Raw genomic sequence first — 17,500 nt, 5'->3', positions numbered from 1 at the left:
TATCCGTTATTTATCTCGTTGATAATGCCAAAAAATGTGGTCAGATATCAACCTTAATTTCATAATGTTTCAAAATATTACAGAGTTGAAAGATGCTAAGACGAGCAGCTAATAGGCATCTGCGGTGTATCAGCTGCAGGTGCATTAGTATCTAAGTCGACTGCGATATCTTGTACGCTGTAAGGATTGGCCAATAATCGAAACACTCGATCAACTTCTTCAAACTGACCTTGCTCTGCGGCAGTAATTGCACGTTGCGCCATACTATTACGTAAGACATAGACAGGATTGTTGGTCTTCATGTCACTGATTACTTGCTCAAGTGGCAGTTGCTCAGTACTAGCAAGATAACGTGTTGACCAGTCTTGCCATACTTGCTGTGCATCACTGTTTAACTCAGTGGTCATGGTAGTCAGTAGCGTTTGCTCATAAGGGTGATCTGCTGGTGCGACTAAACCGAGTAGGGCGCGGAAGCTATTGGTATAATCGAGCAAGTTATCTTCTAATAGCGTCAACCATTCAAAGGCTAGGCTGAGACTCTCTTTTTGATGCGGTAGGCCAAGCTTGCGGCACAGACCTTGCTGATAGTGCTGCATAAAAGTTGCTTCGTAAGGTGCTAAACATTCAGAAAGCGTCTCACGAGAAACACCGTCTAAGCGCATAAAGTGTGGCAGCCAAACGTTTAAATTCCAATGTCCAATAGCAGGCTGGTTTTGATAGGCATAGCGACCAGTGTGGTCAGAGTGGTTATTAATCCATGCAGGGTTGAAGCGCTCCATAAAGCCAAACGGACCGAAATCCAACGTACTGCCTGTGATAGATAGATTATCTGTATTCATCACACCATGGGCAAAGCCAATCAATTGCCAATCAGCAATCATTCGCGCGGTACGCTCAACCACAGCAGTCAAAAACGCTGCTACAGATTGCTCATTATCGCGACACTCTGGGTAATAGGTATCAATCATATAATCGGTAAATTCACTGAGTAAATCAGGTGCAAAGCTAGCAATCCACTCCACATGACCGAGACGAATGTGACTGTCCGCCACACGCATCAACGCTGCACCTGCTTCGATACGCTCACGGCGCACTCTCGTATCAGATACCACAAACCCCAAAGCGTTAGACGAGGGGATGCCAAGCTGAGTCAGTGCATGACCACACAGGTACTCGCGAATGGTACTACGCAGGACTGCTCGTCCATCACCCATGCGTGAGTAGGGCGTCAAGCCAGCGCCTTTGAGGTGCAAGTCTTGTGGCTGTTCATCGTTGTCGAGTACTTGTGCCATCAGTAGACCGCGACCGTCGCCTAATTGCCCAGCCCATTGTCCAAATTGATGACCAGCATAGGCCATCGATAGCGGTTTAAAGTCAGCTGGCACGTATTGACCACCTAATATCTCAACCCAATTAGTCATCAACTCATCATCATTTGCCCAGCCTAATTGCTGAGCAACTTGAGTATTGAAGTGACCAGCACGAGGGTTGTCTAGTGGCATAGGTGGCTGCTCATGATAAAGGCGCGTGTCTAGGTTGACATAAGTGTTCTGATAACGCATACAGGCCGTTTCCATTAAAATATAAAAGTGAGAATGTCACTATAGCACAGCTCTCATATGGCATCGTTGCACTCTGTCCATCTCTTGTAATATCTAGCTAAAAATGGAGTTATCGGTCTCCGATAGGTTGAAGTTGAAGGACCAGATTGCCACCGTTCTTAGATTAGAGTTTACAACGCATTATCCTATATATTTGACCATTTACTATGATGATAGATTTATTAGAAATCGGCGTAATGACATAAATGATAAATTATGAGCAAAAAAATCCCCTTACCTAGGACAGATAAGGGGATGGAGAAGCTTCAAAATCATAAAGTAAATCAAAGATTGATTAAGCAGCTTTTTCGCTTGCACCAATAGAACGAAAAGCAGTCTTTAAGTTGCTGTTATGCTCAAGGATTTTTTGCTCAATCTTGGCATAGTCGTGCTTTAGCTTGTCATCAGCTTCATGCAAACGATCGGCGAACTCTGTCTTTTTAAGCTCAATAGTTTTGGCTTTAAGCGCCTGCCATTCTTCAACAGTTTGCGTAAAGGCATCATATTCGAACTTAATACGATCTTGGAAGCTCTTCATTGCATGAGGAATATCAATGCCACCTACTGTTGCTGTATCGATTTGCTGCTGAGCTTTCTTAAATTGCATTTGTACTTCTGCATGTTTGATAGTTGTATCATCCACTGTACGCAGCTCAGAAGCCAGACCAATTTTTGATAGACCAGCAATCAACCATTTGGTTGGATCATATTGCCACCATTTTACACCGTTACGATAATCGTATTGGAAGAAGTGATGGTAGTTATGATAACCCTCACCCCATGTAAAGATAGCCAAAAAGAAGTTGTCACGGGCCGTATTGGTATCAGTATAAGGGCGAGTACCAAGCATATGGCACAATGAATTGATAAAGAACGTAAAATGATGCGTCAATACTAGGCGCAATAGGCCTGCAATAACTAATGTGCCCCAGATATCACCAATCAACCAACCAATAGCGGCAACCATACCAACGTTCATAGCAACGACCCACAGGCCATAGTACTTGTGCTGAATCTGTAAGACTCTATCTTTAGTCAAGTCGGGAATATTTTTGTAATCGAACTTGCCGCTAGGGTAGTTACGTAGCATCCAACCAATATGACTGAACCAAAATCCGCGTTTCGCTGAATACGGATCATCCAAACGATCATCTACATGACGATGATGGACACGGTGGCCTGCAACCCAGTCAAACGCAGAGCCCTGTACCGCTAAGGTAGAACCTAACAACAAAAAATTTCTTACAATTGGATGAGCTTTGTACGCACGGTGTGCAAGCAAGCGATGATAGCCTGCTGTAATGCTCATACCAGTCCATACCATAAAGGCACCAAATACGCCCCAGACAGGTGCGCTTACTTCATGAGTGAATAAGTACCATGGCGTAATGATAGCAGCAGCAATTGGCGTCGCTACCAAAATAGTCGCTGGAATCCAGTTAATCGGTGCTTTGGTAAACTCAAACTCACGCATATCAATGCTTTGCTCTTTCGTCGAAAGATCTGCTTGCTCAGAAGCTTTAGCATAATTGCGTTTTGCAACAGGCTGCTCATCAAGAGCCATTTGCGCTTTTTTCTCATCAAAACGAGTTTTAAAACGCGTTACTTGAGTGCTGGCAGTCTTCACAATTGTGTCGCCAGATTTGATAGCGAAACGTAAGCCTTTAAGCGGTAAGCCAAGTGCTTTTTTTGCAATCATATAATATCCCTAACGGTATTAATTTAAGTCTCCATAGTACCTTAAAAAGCGTATAAAGTGAACACTTATACACTATAAAAATATTGCTAAATAACAATAACTTGTATGGATTATAGAATGTATCGGTCAAAAATACGAGTGACTTGTCAGGCATGAAGGAAAAGTGTAACAAAGAGGATAAATATGTAGGAAAGAGTAGGGTCATCGAAAAAATGATTAAATATCAAAAAACTACGGATAGATAGCTCAAGGCAACAGTAGATGACTTGGAAAATCTGTAATGATAACGTCGGTTTCCCATTTTATAAGCTGCTCAATGGTAGGAATATCATTAACCGTCCAAGCACTTACTGGTAATCCATAACGGTGACTATGTTTGATAACAGCTTGTGTTAAAAGAGGATGATAGATACCCAGCTGAATACAGCCGAGTTGCAACGCTGTATTAGTAGCGTTTGCTAATGCTTGTGAAGTTCGAATAAGCAGCCCACGAGGCATACGAGATAGTAATTTGTGACGCTGTAAGCGGTTATGTAGCTCTACATCGAAGCTCGTCAACACAACGGGTAAGCTAGCAAGAGGTGTATCAATGAATGCCTGCTGAAGTGCTCTGATCAGTACTGCATAATTGGTACGGCCATGCGTCTTAATCTCAAGCTCAATAACGTTAAATCCACTGAGCGCAGGCGCAATGCTTGCGAGCGTCATGATAGGTTGACCAAACTGCAACTGGCATTGAATTTCTGTCAGTTGTAACTGATCAAGACGCGATTGTCGACCGCACATCCGCTCTAGATCGTCGTCATGAAATACGATTAAGTGACCGTCCGCATTTAGCTGTATATCAAACTCTACGCCTGCCAAGCCTTTTTTCTTAAGGTTTTGAGAATGCTGAAAGCCTGAAAAAGTGTTTTCTAATGCCTCACCGCGCGCACCTCGGTGACCCAGTAACAACGTATCTCTAAAATTTATCATATGCACCATCTACTGATGTTTTTTTTATGCCCAATAATATAGCGTCATATAAGTAACGTCTAATGAAAACTGTAAAGCAATTTGTAATTTTTTAAATATGACCGTTTAGAACCAAACATTGCCAATGTTTGTTATGTTTTTGCAACCAAACGCAGGTTTTTTCCACTATGAGGGGCTCTATTTGTGTGTGCATGGGCTACAATAATGACCATTTGATGTAAACACCGTATAATGATGTGGTTTTCATGTCTATAGCAGCTAGCATTGAGATTTAAATATTGAACATTGTCAGTCAGTGGCGGTACGAACCTGTAAATTGGGAGTAGAGTTAGTATGAGCGTAGCAAGTATAAGTTTGAGCAAGTGGCATAAAGTCGCTGGGATTGGGTTGGTATGTGGTTTGGCGCTTGCAGGCTGTGACCGCTCAGATAAAGAAGATACTACTGAGCAGGCAGAGCTAACAGAACAAGAGACTGTCGATGCTGAAAATAACGTTGCGCCTGCAGTTACTTGTGATGACCCTATGGTACAAGATCGTCTTAAGTCAGCTCTAAAAAACACGCTCACTCAACAAGCACAGTCGTTAGCTGCCAATTATGCAAATGATGCTGAAATCAGTTTAGCAAATGGTGTGGTCAGCGAAAAAATAGATGGCGTTGTCATCGACATCCAAAACGCTGCTATCTTACAACAAGCCAATGATAACGGTATGACTACCTGCCAAGCCAGTGTTAGCATGACGTTGCCAAGCGAAGATTTGTATCAAGCCAGTCAGGTACAAGCCGCAAATAACCAGCCAAGCTTACAGTCGCGTTTAGCGCAAGACAACATTCGCATCAATAACAACATGCTTGTTGATGACGCTTTCACGTATATCGTCGGAACTCAAGGCGGTCAAGTGCGTACGCGCATTGCGGGTCAACCTGCTTTGCTTACTGTCGTGGCAGATGTGATGGCAGGTTCTGTATTTAAGGCTGCAATGGATGAACAGCGTGCTGCTGAGCGCCGCGCAGCACAACAGAACAATGATACGGATCAAACAGCACCAACCCGTCAGCCAAGAACCGTAACGCCAGTTGAGCCAATTCGTCCGATTGAACCTACGCCGCCGCCAACTATCAATAAGCCTGCTGAAAGTCAGAGCAGTTCGTCTGAAAATAACCAAGCAGCAGCTGAGTCTAGCAAGCCTGCCACACCAAAAGTAGTACCTAAAGATGAAACTATCGATATGGTTATCATTGAAGATGATAGTGCTACTTATTAATGTGCCACTGTAATAAGCGTTAGCAATTAACTAGTAGAACTAATTACTATCGTTGAATAGTAAAACCCCCGCGCCATCAATGTCGCGGGGGTTTTGTACGTTTATACTGATTAATAATAAACATAGTGGATTGACTATATTTAGTTTGTTTGGTTAAAGACTATAACGGGTTGACAGTATTATTGACTGTCAGTGAACGTTTTTAAAGCTTGACTGTCCCACAATACCTCAGAGACTTTTTCTGGATCCGTACAGAAGCGCGCAGCGACAAACAACCAATCAGATAAGCGATTAATAAAGCTCACTGCTGTATGACGAATCGCGTCTGGACGTTGTTGTTTCAATGATACGGCTTGGCGTTCAGCACGGCGACACACACTACGGGCTACGTGTAATTGACTCACTAGTATAGAACCTGTTGGCAAAATAAAGTCTTTTAGCGGCGGCAATGCCGTGTTCATCATATCTGTTTGCTGCTCTAACCATCCAATATGAGTGGTATTGACTCCTTCATACTCTGGCATGGCAAGCTCGCCACCTATATTGAATAGCAAGTGCTGAATGATGACCAAGGATTCAGAAAACGCTTTTTCTATAGATTGCCCTTTGTTATGCTTTAATTGCGCGCGTACTAGGCCAATGTGTGAGTTGAGCTCATCGACGTCACCCATGACACTAAATAGATTGTCCGCTTTACTAAGTCGGCTGCCATCAGCCATACCAGTGCTACCGTCATCTCCAGTACGTGTATATATTTTGCTCAAACGATTGCCCATCTTTACATCCTCAACATTTTTTATGATTGAATAGCGTTAGTTGCACGCTCATTGTAGTATTTTACGCCTGTTTTCGCTAAGATAATGGGTTACGTTTTATATCACGATATTTCTAGTCTGAATTTTTATTTTTTTGATTTATAGTCACAGTCGTTGATATGGCTTATTCATACACGTCGGCTGAGTTTTCACATTTCTCTATTTTATTTACGTTACAAGGCTTTTTTACTATGACCACACCACTTGCAGATGCGATGTCCCAACTTGCCATTTACGATTCATTGACTGGTAGCAAGCGTCAGTTTGTACCACTCAAAGCAGGGCAGGTTGGTATGTATGTGTGCGGTATGACCGTTTATGACTATTGTCATATTGGTCATGCGCGAGTGATGGTTGGCTTTGATATGGCCACTCGTTGGTTGGCGCGCTTGGGTTATGACGTGAACTACGTACGTAATATCACTGATATCGATGATAAAATCATTGCTCGTGCCGCTGAAAATGGTGAAGAGATTGCTACCTTGACGCAGCGCTTTATTGAAGCGATGCATGAAGACGCGACTGCGCTTGGTTGCGAGATGCCAAATGCTGAGCCACGCGCAACTGACCATATCGATGATATGCAGGACATGATTGAGACGTTAGTCACTGGCAATTATGCGTACGCAGGCGACAACGGTGATGTTTACTATGCTGTTGATAGCTTTGACGGTTATGGCAAATTATCTAAGCGTAATCTAGACGATATGCAGGCAGGCTCGCGAGTTGAGGTTGAGAATGATAAACGCAATCCATTTGACTTTGTATTATGGAAAGCCGCAAAACCTGATGAGCCGCAGTGGGCATCTCCATGGGGGCAAGGGCGACCAGGTTGGCATATTGAATGCTCAGCGATGTCGACTAAGTGCTTAGGTAGTACCTTTGATATTCATGGCGGTGGTCATGACTTACAGTTCCCGCATCATGAAAACGAAATCGCGCAGTCTGAAGCGGCGACTGGTTGTGAGTATGCACGCAACTGGATGCACGTTGGTTTTATCAATGTCGATGGCGAAAAAATGTCTAAATCATTGGGTAACTTTTTTACCATTCGCGATGTCATGGCAAAGTATTTGCCTGAGACAGTGCGTTTCTTCTTATTGTCGAGCCATTATCGCAGTCAAGTCAACTTCTCTGACAGCGCATTAGATGAAGCGCATAATAGCTTAAGTAGATTATACAATGCGTTGAAATTGGCTGAGCAGCAAAAAGGACAGTCAATCGTAATCAATGAAGACTTAGTGGCTGAAGCTTACAACAGCTCAGCTGGACAAGACTTCATTAAAGCGATGAATGATGACTTCAATAGTTCGACGGCTATCAGCGTACTATTTGGATTGGCTCGTGATATCAATAAAGCTATCAAAGTAGAAGACGTCGATACCGCATGGCAATTGGCACAGCAGCTAAAAGCATTAGCGCAGGTATTAAACATTTTACAGCAGCCAGTGCAGCAGTTTTTGCAAGCAGTGGTAGGTGAGCAAACGGAAAACGGTCTAACGGATGCCGTTATTGATAATTTGATCATTGAACGTGCAGATGCGAAAACCAATAAGAACTTTGCCCGTGCTGATGAAATACGTGAGCAACTAAAAGCTGCTGGCATTGAGCTAGAAGACAGCCGTGCTGGCACGACATGGCGCCGCGCTTAAGATAATTTTTATCTACTATTTACCGATCATAGGTATGACGGCTACAAATCTCATAATAAATTAAGTCAGCTTCAGGCTGGCTTTTTTTTGTTTACTGAATTAGGTTAAAGCAGCGTAGTTATATTTTTTGTACTTTCCTCTTGTAGACTGATGGCTCTGAAAACATGAATACTCTTAAAGACAACCCTGTGGATAATTATTGTACCATTGTACACTCAGATGATAATCATCAATTAAATACAAAGAAAAATTGCTTTCAAAATAATGCGCTAAAAGTATTAGTGGGTTTTCTTATTGTCATCATGAGTATGGTCTACGTACCTGCTAATGCGGCCAGTGCAGCAAATAGTGAGAGTGGACAGAGTGCGAGTGAGCCAGACAAACGAACGCCTAGTAAGCCCGATAACTTTGCTGAATATGTGGCTCAGCAAGTCAATACGATTAAAGATGAAAATATCAGTATTTCTGGTATTACTGAAGAGGTATTTGATCCTACTGAGCGTAACGCAGTAGAGCAGGCAGGGAGACTACAAGGCGATACGGCACTGACCGGAGAATATAGCGAGAGCTATTATATCGTTGATAAATTAAATGCTGGATTACCGCCTTTATCAGAGCCACCTAACTTAGAAACACCGCTTGCAACCTTAGAGTTTTTTCAGTCAGCATTAATGAAGCAGCAGTATGATTTGGCGGCTTATGCGCTAAACATGAACTTGATTGATGAGAAAAGCCAACGTAGCCGTGCGCTTGATCTTACAAAGCGTTTGGATTTTTTATTATCTGAAAGAGAGTTGTATGTATTCGACGATATGCCAGATCGTCCTGATGGCTTGATTGAACCACCACTTGGTAATAACAGTAGTGTAATGGGTATCGCCAGACGATCTATCCAACTCGGCTCTATCGATTATCGAGAGCGCCGCGTTCCTATTTATTTGCAGCGAGTACGAGTAGGGGAAGGAGCTCCTATATGGGTGTTTTCGGCGCAGACAGTAGGCAATATTGATAATCTTTATGAGCAGTATCACCCAGCCGAGTTCGAACGTTATTTACCCACTTGGTTAAAACTAGATGTTTTCGGGATTGCGCTATGGGAATTCTCAGCGCTTATCGTATTTTTCTTGCTGACCATAGGCGTGGGCTGGTTACTCAGTAAGGGCACTGAAAAAATCATTAACCATTATATCGATGATGAAAAATATAGCATGTATGTTGGCAGTACCAATGGTGTTGCAGATTTGGTCAGTAAGCTGACAGTACCACTAACCTTCACAATCAGTTTTTCACTTGTTTTTACTCTGGTTTCAGGTGGTTTTCCTTATTTAGATGCAGTCGCCTCATCTACTCGCCCACTTATCTGGATTGGGTTGGTATTTAGCACCATGTGGTTAGGTATTCGCATTATTAACTTTTTTGCCAATCGCTATCAAGACATGCAAATTGAGAATCTGGCTGCAGAGCATTTTGATAAAGAGCGCCGTCGCCGTACTTATGTATCGATATTTCGCCGTGTCTTTATCTTCGTAATGATTTTGGGCAGCTTTTGGATAGGCCTTAGTGAGTTTGCTAATATGGAAGGTCTAGGCAAGACCTTATTGACCTCAGCTGGTATTGCCGGTGTGGTGATTGGTATCGCTGCTCAGCCAATATTGGGCAACATCATCGCTGGGGTACAGGTGGCAGTGACGCAGCCAGTGCGGATTGGCGATAGCGTGATAATGGATGGCAATTTTAGTACAGTTGAAGACCTGCGTTACACTTATGCTGTTTTAAAAACATGGGATGAACGTCGATTAATCGTGCCGATGCGCGAACTGATTACTGAAAAGGTCGAAAACTGGTCGCATACAGAAGTACATCAAACCCGTCCTGTATTTTTATATATCGATTATGGTGCAGATATTGATGCTATTCGAGAGAAGTTTATATCGATGGTTAAAGAGAATGAGCTTTGGGATAACAAAACAGAACCTGAAATGTATGTGGTTGATGTAACTGAAAACACCATTCAACTACGCGGTGCCGTTTCATCGACTGGGCCTATAGAGGCATGGACACTGGCCTGTGAGATAAGAGAGCAAATGCTTGGTTATTTGTATACACAGCAAAACAAGTATTTGCCCACAGAGCGTTTTACTTTGACAAAAGGCGAATAGAAGTCAGTAACAACTATGCTCTTTGCGGGCTTCCAAACTGAGTTATTTATGGTTTGAGACAGGGCAGGTATCGATAAAGACTCATTTGTGCAAAATAATCTGACAAATATAGTGTGTCAGCGAGGCGCTTATTTGTTATAATGTGGCGTTATTTTTATAGGATAACTGAGTGGTAGCGATAAGTCAGCACTGTGGATGCAGTTGCAATGATTGATCCGCTTTACCCTGAGCTCCTACCCATCAAAATAACCACCACTAGGGGTCTGTATGTTGCGAATTGTCGATGAAGCCTTAACCTTTGATGACGTTTTATTATTACCAGCCTATTCTGAAGTTCTGCCAAAAACTGCTGATCTGTCTACTCGTTTGACCAAAAACATCACACTTAATCTTCCGCTAATCTCTGCGGCGATGGATACTGTGACTGAGTCTGAAATGGCTATTACTATGGCACAGCTTGGTGGCATGGGTATTTTGCATAAGAGCATGGACATCGAAAAGCAGGCCACACAAGTACGCCGTGTCAAAAAGTTTGAAGCGGGTACTGTGGTTGATCCTATCACTGTACACCCAGAGATGACCATTGGTGAGTTGCTGCGTTTGACGCAAGACAATAATATCTCAGGTGTGCCTGTGGTCGAAAAAGGCACAGATAATGTTGTGGGTATTGTTACTCATAGAGATTGGCGCTTTGAGACCAATCTGTCGTTGCCAGTTAGTCAGATTATGACGCCAAAAGAGCAGCTAGTCACTGTACACGAAGGTGAAAGTAACGAGAATATCAAAAGGTTGCTGCATGAGCACCGCATCGAAAAAGTTATCGTTATTGATGATAACTTCCGCCTACGTGGTTTGATTACGGTCAATGACTTTGCCAAAGCTGAAAACAATCCAAATGCTTGTAAAGATGAGCAAGGTCGTTTGCGTGTTGGTGCTGCTGTAGGTACTGGCGCAGACACGCAGGCACGCGTTGAAGCATTGATTGCTGCTGACGTTGACGTTATCGTTGTTGATACGGCACACGGTCACTCAAAAGGTGTGATTGACAAAGTTTCTTGGATTAAAAAGAACTACCCACACGTACAAGTAATCGGTGGTAACATCGCAACAGGTGAGGCTGCCATTGCTTTACGTGACGCAGGTGCTGATGCAGTAAAAGTTGGTATCGGCCCTGGTTCTATCTGTACCACGCGTATTATCGCAGGTATCGGTGTACCACAAATCTCAGCAATTGATAATGTCGCTAGCGCTTTGAAAGACAGCATTCCATTGATTGCTGATGGTGGTATTCGTTTCTCAGGTGATATGGCAAAAGCAATCGCTGCTGGTGCATCATGTATTATGGTTGGTTCACTCATGGCTGGTACTGAAGAAGCGCCAGGTGAAGTTGAACTGTTCCAAGGTCGCTACTATAAAGCTTATCGCGGTATGGGTAGTTTGGGTGCGATGTCAGGGTCAAATGGTTCATCAGACCGTTACTTCCAAGATGCAAAAGACGGCGTAGAGAAGCTGGTACCAGAAGGTATCGAAGGCCGTGTCCCTTATAAAGGACCAGTTGCTGGTATCGTTAATCAGTTGGTTGGTGGCTTACGTTCATCAATGGGCTATACTGGCTCTGCTACGATTGAAGATATGCGTACTAAGCCGCAATTTATCAAAGTAACTTCAGCAGGTATGAAAGAATCTCACGTCCATGATGTGCAAATCACTAAAGAAGCACCAAACTATCGAGTAAACTAGATCGTTTAGTGAAATACTTTTCTTTTATAGAATTGCATCTTATTTATGTTAGCTGAGACGTAAGGCTGCAGCGAGCTTAAGATACAAACAGCCAACAATGCTCTGTTATTGTTGGCTGTTTTTTTTGTAGAATACAGAAGCAGATTATTATAACAACAGTATTGCCTGCGTATACGTTTGGCCTTTTATTTTTTTGACTTGAGGAGCACACAATGAGCTATTTCGGCACTGATGGGATACGTGGTAAATTTGGCGAATTACCAATCACACCTGACTTTATTTTGAAATTAGGCTATGTGACAGGGCTCGTTCTCATAGAAAAAAATGAAAATCTTACGCGTAAGCCAAGTGTGGTGATTGGTAAAGATACGCGTTTGTCAGGCTATGTGATAGAAGGAGCATTACAAGCAGGTTTTAATGCGGCTGGTGTTGACGTTTATATGCTTGGCCCATTACCAACTCCAGCGATTGCGCATTTAACTCGTAGCTTTAATGCAGATGCTGGTGTGGTTATCTCCGCCTCGCACAATCCTTATTATGATAATGGTATCAAGTTTTTCTCAGGCGACGGCAAAAAAATAAGTGATGAGATGCAGGCCGCAATCAACGATAAATTGACGGCAATTATGAATGATGCTAGTAATGATGTTGCTATAATGCCTATTCTTGATCCTGCACATCTGGGTAAAAACAATCGCATCGATGACGCAAAAGGTCGCTATATTGAATTTTGCAAAGGCAGTTTTCCTTACCAATACGATCTTAGTCATTTGACAGTAGTGGTGGATTGCGCAAACGGTGCAGGTTATAGCGTTGCACCTAGAGTCATGCGTGAGCTCGGGGCCAATGTTATTGCCATCAATAACACGCCGGACGGCATCAATATTAATGCTGAGTGTGGCTCTACTCATCCTGAAAGCTTACAAAAGGCCGTACTTGAGCATGAAGCAGATGTCGGTATTGCGCTAGATGGTGATGGCGATCGTATCGTAATGGTTGATGAGACGGGTAAGCTAGTCGATGGTGATGGTATCTTATATGTGCTTGCTACCCAAGGTAAAACCAAAGCCGAAGGCGTCGTAGGTACGCTTATGAGTAACATGGGGTTAGAGTTGGCTCTAAAGAATGCAGATATTCAGTTTGCTCGCGCAAAGGTGGGTGACCGTTATGTGATGCAGGATTTAGAAGCAAATGGTTGGATATTAGGCGGCGAGCCATCTGGTCATATTCTTTGCTTAGACAAAAGTCGTACAGGGGACGCTATCATCGCTGGTTTGCAAGTACTGGCAGTTATGCAAGCTAGAGAGAGTGCGCTAAGTGAGCTTGTTGAAGGTTTTGAAGTGTTACCGCAAAAGCTAGTCAATGTGCGCTTATCTCAAATGCAAGATCCATTCAAACATGAGGAGTTGGTTGCGGCTTTTAACGAGGCACAGGCAACGCTCGAGGGACGAGGTCGTCTGTTGATACGTCAGTCAGGCACAGAGCCTATGATCCGTGTAATGGTAGAGTCAGATGATGAAATAGAGTGTGATGTCATGGCTAACGACTTAGCTGATCTTATCAAGTCGGTACTAGGCTAATATGATTTAAGACAATAACTGGTATTTACAATAACAACATTATAGTTTTCAAATGAGGAACTGCCATGAGTATGGATTTTACCGACCAACGCCTCTCATATGAGAAAGGTGAGCTTGACCAACAGTCAGTACCAGCGTCACCATTTGAGCTTTTTAAAGCTTGGATGAATGAAGCGCTAGCACAAAAAGTACAAGAGCCTTATGCAATGAGTTTAGCGACATGTGGCGCAGATAATAAGCCTAGCGTCCGGATTGTATTACTACGTGAGATTACTGAGACAGGTATTGTCTTTTATACCAATTATGAAAGCGCAAAAGGGCAGGATATAGCAGAAAATCCTAATGCCGAAGCATTATTCTTTTGGCATGAGCTTGAGCGTCAAGTTCGTATCAGCGGTAGTATCGCGAAAATTGATGCTGATAAGTCAGCTGCTTATTTTCAAAAACGTCCCCATGATAGCCAAGTAGGGGCTTGGGTCAGTCAACCGCAAAGTGGTGAAGTAGCCAGTCGTGAAGTCATGGAGCAAACGTTTGAACAGCTGCAAAATGCACATCCTGACAGTGCTACCGTGCCAACGCCAGAGTTCTGGGGTGGGTATGAGATTACGGTTGAAAGCATTGAGTTCTGGCAAGGTCGCGCCAATCGGATGCATGACCGAATTGCGTATACGCAGAGTAGTAGCGACGACAGTGAAAGCAATGAAGGCCATACAAACTGGACAACCAGGCGCTTATTGCCATAGTCATTGTAGTTTGAAGCTATAGATGATACAAAACTAAAAAAGCCGCTTTAAATACCATTTCTTTGGTATCTAGAGTGGCTTTTTTACGTTAGTTGTTTATTTTATTGGGTATTATTTTTTACTTAAAATTTTACTTAATATCAGTATCGACATCCACTGAGACTGACATGCCAGGACGTAAGCGTGCCAGTTCAGGCTGGTTTTGGTCTAGGTCGATGCGTACAGGAATACGTTGCGCAATTTTTATGTAGTTGCCTGTCGCAGGGTTGGCTGCAGCAGCACTAAACTCACTACCAGTCGCTGGTGAGATATTACTCACATGACCTGTAAATTTGGCACCGCCAAGTGCATCGACATGGATGGTTGCAGGCTCGCCGACTGCCATACTGGCTATTTGGGTTTCCTTAAAGTTTGCAATAATCCAAATGCCTTTTGGCACGATGTACATGAGCTGCGTACCAGCGCTGACATACTGACCTTCTTTGACACTGACTTGGCTTAGCTGGCCAGATTCAGGTGCAGTAATAATAGTATTGTCTAGATTGATTTGCGCTTGCTTGACGCCTGCCTCAGCATTTTTGATATTTGCGTCCAGCGACGAGCGACTACCGCTAGTCTTTTCACGGTTCTCTTGGGCGGCTTGCAAATTGGCTTCTGCTTGCTGTACACCTGCTCGTGCTTGAGCCAATTGCGCCTTGATATGAGCAACTTCTGCTTTTGATACTGCACCAATAGCATCTAAACCTTGATAGCGATTTACATCTTCAAGTGTGCTTTCTACGTTGATTTGGGCACTATACAAATCAGCTCTACGTGCTTCGATTTGTGCTTGGCTGGTTTGCGTGTCTTGTTCATTAGTAGAGCGGTTAGTGACTGCCACCTCTGTATTCGCTTGCGCTTGCTCGAGCTGCTGCTGAAAGGTTCGATCGTCTATTTTTATAAGTAGGTCGCCCGCTTTTACATTGGCGAAGTCTTGCACCGCGACTTTAGTCACATAGCCAGAAACTTGCGGGCTAATGATAGTCGTCTGACCTTTGACAAAGGCATTATTGGTTTGTTGTACCGTTGGGGTAAATGGTGGAAGCTTCCATGCATACAAAATCAATGCCACACCAATGACAATCAATATGACCAACAAACCTAAATTCAAATAAGATTTTTTTTTGGGCGACCAGCGAGTAGTATCTGATATTGGCTCTTTTGGTGGCATCGGTGTTTTATTGCTGTCTGAACTGTTTTTTGTATCGCCTTCTGTTGTCTCAGTTGCTGATTCCGAAGAAGTTACAGCAGACTTTTCTTTACTTGTGGCGGACGCTATAGGTGTGTCTGTTGCTGGAGCGCCAGTTGACGTCTGAGGTGTTTGATTAAGCTCATTTTGTTTTTCTTGGCTCATGACGTACTCCTAAGTTTTCAGTAAATATTCAAATGGACTGGCTATAAACGAATAGGGTGGAACATTATTAATATAATAAGCTAAGTTATTTCTGCTCACGCATTTTTGCAATGACCGCAAGCTCTTTAGCCAATGGATTGCGCTTGTGGTAACGGTTATAAAAATAATTGATCAGTAAAATGATCGTAACGAAAGTCGCAAAACTGGCCATCAAAAAAAACAAATCGCTATAAGCGGAGACAGTTGCTTGGCGCTGAATCCCCTGCAACACTTGGCCCATTGCAGTCACATTCGCTTGAGCGACGTCCGTCGTTTGGTTTGACAATATATTACGAGTATCAGCAATTTGAGCGCTGAATGCAGGGTCACCCAAATTCAATGAGCCGACCATATCTGCATAATGTACTTGCGTACGAATGGTTGTAAATGCCTGAATAGCGGCTGCACCTGCCAACCCACCAACTGTTTGGGAGATACCAAAGATAACTGAAAAACTAATGATATAAGCAGGGCCACTGGCAATAGCTCGCAAAAATCCTTCAAAAACCAAAGGTCCCATGAAATACACTGCGGCAAATGCAATCAAAAATTGGCTAATATAAAACATGTAAGGAGCGGAATTAATAGACACTCCGACGTCCATCCAAGAAGCTAAGGCAATCAGTGCCACTGCAAAAATAACAGGACGGCGCAAATCCATCGGATTGGTACTAAAAATACTAATCACCAAAGCCAACACACTAGCAGCCACTATGACAGCATAAAAAGTAACTAACTGATCGTTGCCGTAACCCAAATTGGCAAGTAGACCTGCAGCACCAACATTTTGTTCAGATAGCAAAATCCGCATGACTGCACCGGTAGTCATAAAGGCAATAATATTGCGACTACGCATCCAGCGGACTTGTAACATCGGGTTTTTTCGGTGAGTTTCAATCCATAGAGCGATGCTAATCCCAACGATAGCAATCATCAGTGGATAGACGAGCCAAGGCGTTGTCCACCATAAAACCCTACCTTGCACCAAAATAACAGCCAGTGCAGCCAAACCGCTCGCAAAAAAAGCAAAGCTTAAAAAATCGAGTTTCTCAAATACCTTTTCTGTATTACCTGGTGGTAGCTCTAATATATTAATCAGCCCAAAACAAATCAGTGCTAAGCCAAGTTGAAATAAAAATAAATTTTCAAGCTGACCATCGATAGCGAGGTAGGGCGAGATAATTCGTGATAATGGAATACCAAACTGCACCAAGCCAAAACCCAGTATCAAACCACTAGTACGCTTGACGGTTGGCATACCTTGTAGACAATAGAATAATCCTAATATGGTCATGCCACTTGCAACCATGCCGCTAAGTCCCCTTGCGACAATCTCTAGGTAATAGGGCTCAATTCTAATGTTAGGTGTGTCTAATAGATGACTACTGATCAGCCACTGTAAACTTGTAGCAGCTAACAAAAAGAATAAAGTGACCTTACTGAAGAGTGACATGCCAAATTGTTGGCGAATTTTGTATAGCAGAACGGTGATACAGGCGTTGGTCATGTTGTAACTGACAGATATCCAACCACCTTCAGCTGGCGTTAAGCCCAGTTGGCCCTGAATCTGAGTAAGGTTTGCGACGAGTAGACCGTTTTGGAAGCTGGCAGTGAGACCAACGAAAATGCCAATCAGTAAATAAAATAACTTACGGCGTGCAGGATGATCAGGGTTGGCAGGAGAGCCCACCATTATCGGTTGTTCATGGGGCTTAAACTGATATTCATTACTCATGGACGTACCATAATCTGTATAAGTAAATAGAATGGCATAGAACAGATTCCAGACACAAAATCAGGTCAGTACGATAAAAGTTCATAGCTTAGAAAGTAGGGAAGCT

The 17,500-nt window shown here is 43.1% G+C and carries 12 protein-coding genes; 6 read left to right on the top strand and 6 right to left on the bottom strand.

The genetic code is table 11. The features are described 5' to 3' along the window. Positions 1 to 95: 95 nt before the first annotated feature. The 3 genes from ACT3QN_RS11705 to ACT3QN_RS11695 all read right to left on the bottom strand — a co-directional run bounded on the left by ACT3QN_RS11705 (position 96) and on the right by ACT3QN_RS11695 (position 4,275). Positions 96 to 1,562 carry a protein adenylyltransferase SelO gene (locus ACT3QN_RS11705; RefSeq protein WP_444523511.1) on the bottom strand — a complete coding sequence of 489 codons (1,467 nt, stop codon included), beginning with the start codon at positions 1,560 to 1,562 and terminating at the stop codon, positions 96 to 98. 334 nt (positions 1,563 to 1,896) lie between these two features. Next, positions 1,897 to 3,075 (bottom strand): acyl-CoA desaturase, encoded by a 1,179-nt coding sequence (locus ACT3QN_RS11700; protein ID WP_444523544.1) that lies wholly within the window; start codon positions 3,073 to 3,075, stop codon positions 1,897 to 1,899. A 471-nt stretch (positions 3,076 to 3,546) separates the two neighbouring features. Beyond that, positions 3,547 to 4,275: a glycerophosphodiester phosphodiesterase gene (locus ACT3QN_RS11695; RefSeq protein WP_444523512.1), complete on the bottom strand. Its 729-nt coding sequence runs from the start codon at positions 4,273 to 4,275 to the stop codon at positions 3,547 to 3,549. Positions 4,276 to 4,608: 333 nt separating this feature from the next. Between ACT3QN_RS11695 and ACT3QN_RS11690 the strand changes: the two genes are divergently transcribed. After that, positions 4,609 to 5,538 (top strand): hypothetical protein, encoded by a 930-nt coding sequence (locus tag ACT3QN_RS11690; protein ID WP_444523513.1) that lies wholly within the window; start codon positions 4,609 to 4,611, stop codon positions 5,536 to 5,538. A gap of 179 nt (positions 5,539 to 5,717) precedes the next feature. Here the strand turns inward: ACT3QN_RS11690 and ACT3QN_RS11685 are convergent, their stop codons facing one another. Continuing rightward, on the bottom strand, positions 5,718 to 6,314 hold the full coding sequence (locus ACT3QN_RS11685) for a cob(I)yrinic acid a,c-diamide adenosyltransferase (RefSeq protein WP_444523514.1): 597 nt from the start codon (positions 6,312 to 6,314) through the stop codon (positions 5,718 to 5,720). Positions 6,315 to 6,544: 230 nt separating this feature from the next. Between ACT3QN_RS11685 and cysS the strand changes: the two genes are divergently transcribed. The 5 genes from cysS to pdxH all read left to right on the top strand — a co-directional run bounded on the left by cysS (position 6,545) and on the right by pdxH (position 14,227). Further along, positions 6,545 to 8,005 (top strand): cysteine--tRNA ligase, encoded by a 1,461-nt coding sequence (gene cysS, locus ACT3QN_RS11680; RefSeq protein ID WP_444523515.1) that lies wholly within the window; start codon positions 6,545 to 6,547, stop codon positions 8,003 to 8,005. A gap of 164 nt (positions 8,006 to 8,169) precedes the next feature. Beyond that, the gene (locus ACT3QN_RS11675) at positions 8,170 to 10,164 is read left to right on the top strand and encodes a mechanosensitive ion channel family protein (protein WP_444523516.1); all 1,995 of its coding nucleotides are present in this window, start codon (positions 8,170 to 8,172) and stop codon (positions 10,162 to 10,164) included. A gap of 267 nt (positions 10,165 to 10,431) precedes the next feature. Further along, entirely contained in the window at positions 10,432 to 11,904 is a 1,473-nt protein-coding gene (gene guaB / locus ACT3QN_RS11670) for an IMP dehydrogenase (RefSeq protein ID WP_444523517.1), read from the top strand. A gap of 212 nt (positions 11,905 to 12,116) precedes the next feature. Beyond that, entirely contained in the window at positions 12,117 to 13,484 is a 1,368-nt protein-coding gene (glmM, locus tag ACT3QN_RS11665; RefSeq protein ID WP_444523518.1) for a phosphoglucosamine mutase, read from the top strand. 71 nt (positions 13,485 to 13,555) lie between these two features. Beyond that, positions 13,556 to 14,227, top strand: coding sequence for a pyridoxamine 5'-phosphate oxidase (gene pdxH, locus ACT3QN_RS11660; RefSeq protein ID WP_444523545.1), 672 nt, complete (start codon positions 13,556 to 13,558; stop codon positions 14,225 to 14,227). 130 nt (positions 14,228 to 14,357) lie between these two features. Here the strand turns inward: pdxH and ACT3QN_RS11655 are convergent, their stop codons facing one another. Beyond that, entirely contained in the window at positions 14,358 to 15,620 is a 1,263-nt protein-coding gene (locus ACT3QN_RS11655; RefSeq protein WP_444523519.1) for an HlyD family secretion protein, read from the bottom strand. Positions 15,621 to 15,705: 85 nt separating this feature from the next. Continuing rightward, positions 15,706 to 17,394: an MFS transporter gene (locus ACT3QN_RS11650; protein ID WP_444523520.1), complete on the bottom strand. Its 1,689-nt coding sequence runs from the start codon at positions 17,392 to 17,394 to the stop codon at positions 15,706 to 15,708. Between the last annotated feature and the right edge of the window lie 106 nt (positions 17,395 to 17,500).

The organism is Psychrobacter sp. AOP7-C1-14 (genome assembly GCF_052376135.1).
Taxonomy (GTDB): domain Bacteria; phylum Pseudomonadota; class Gammaproteobacteria; order Pseudomonadales; family Moraxellaceae; genus Psychrobacter.
This window is presented reverse-complemented; position numbering and strand designations above follow the sequence as displayed.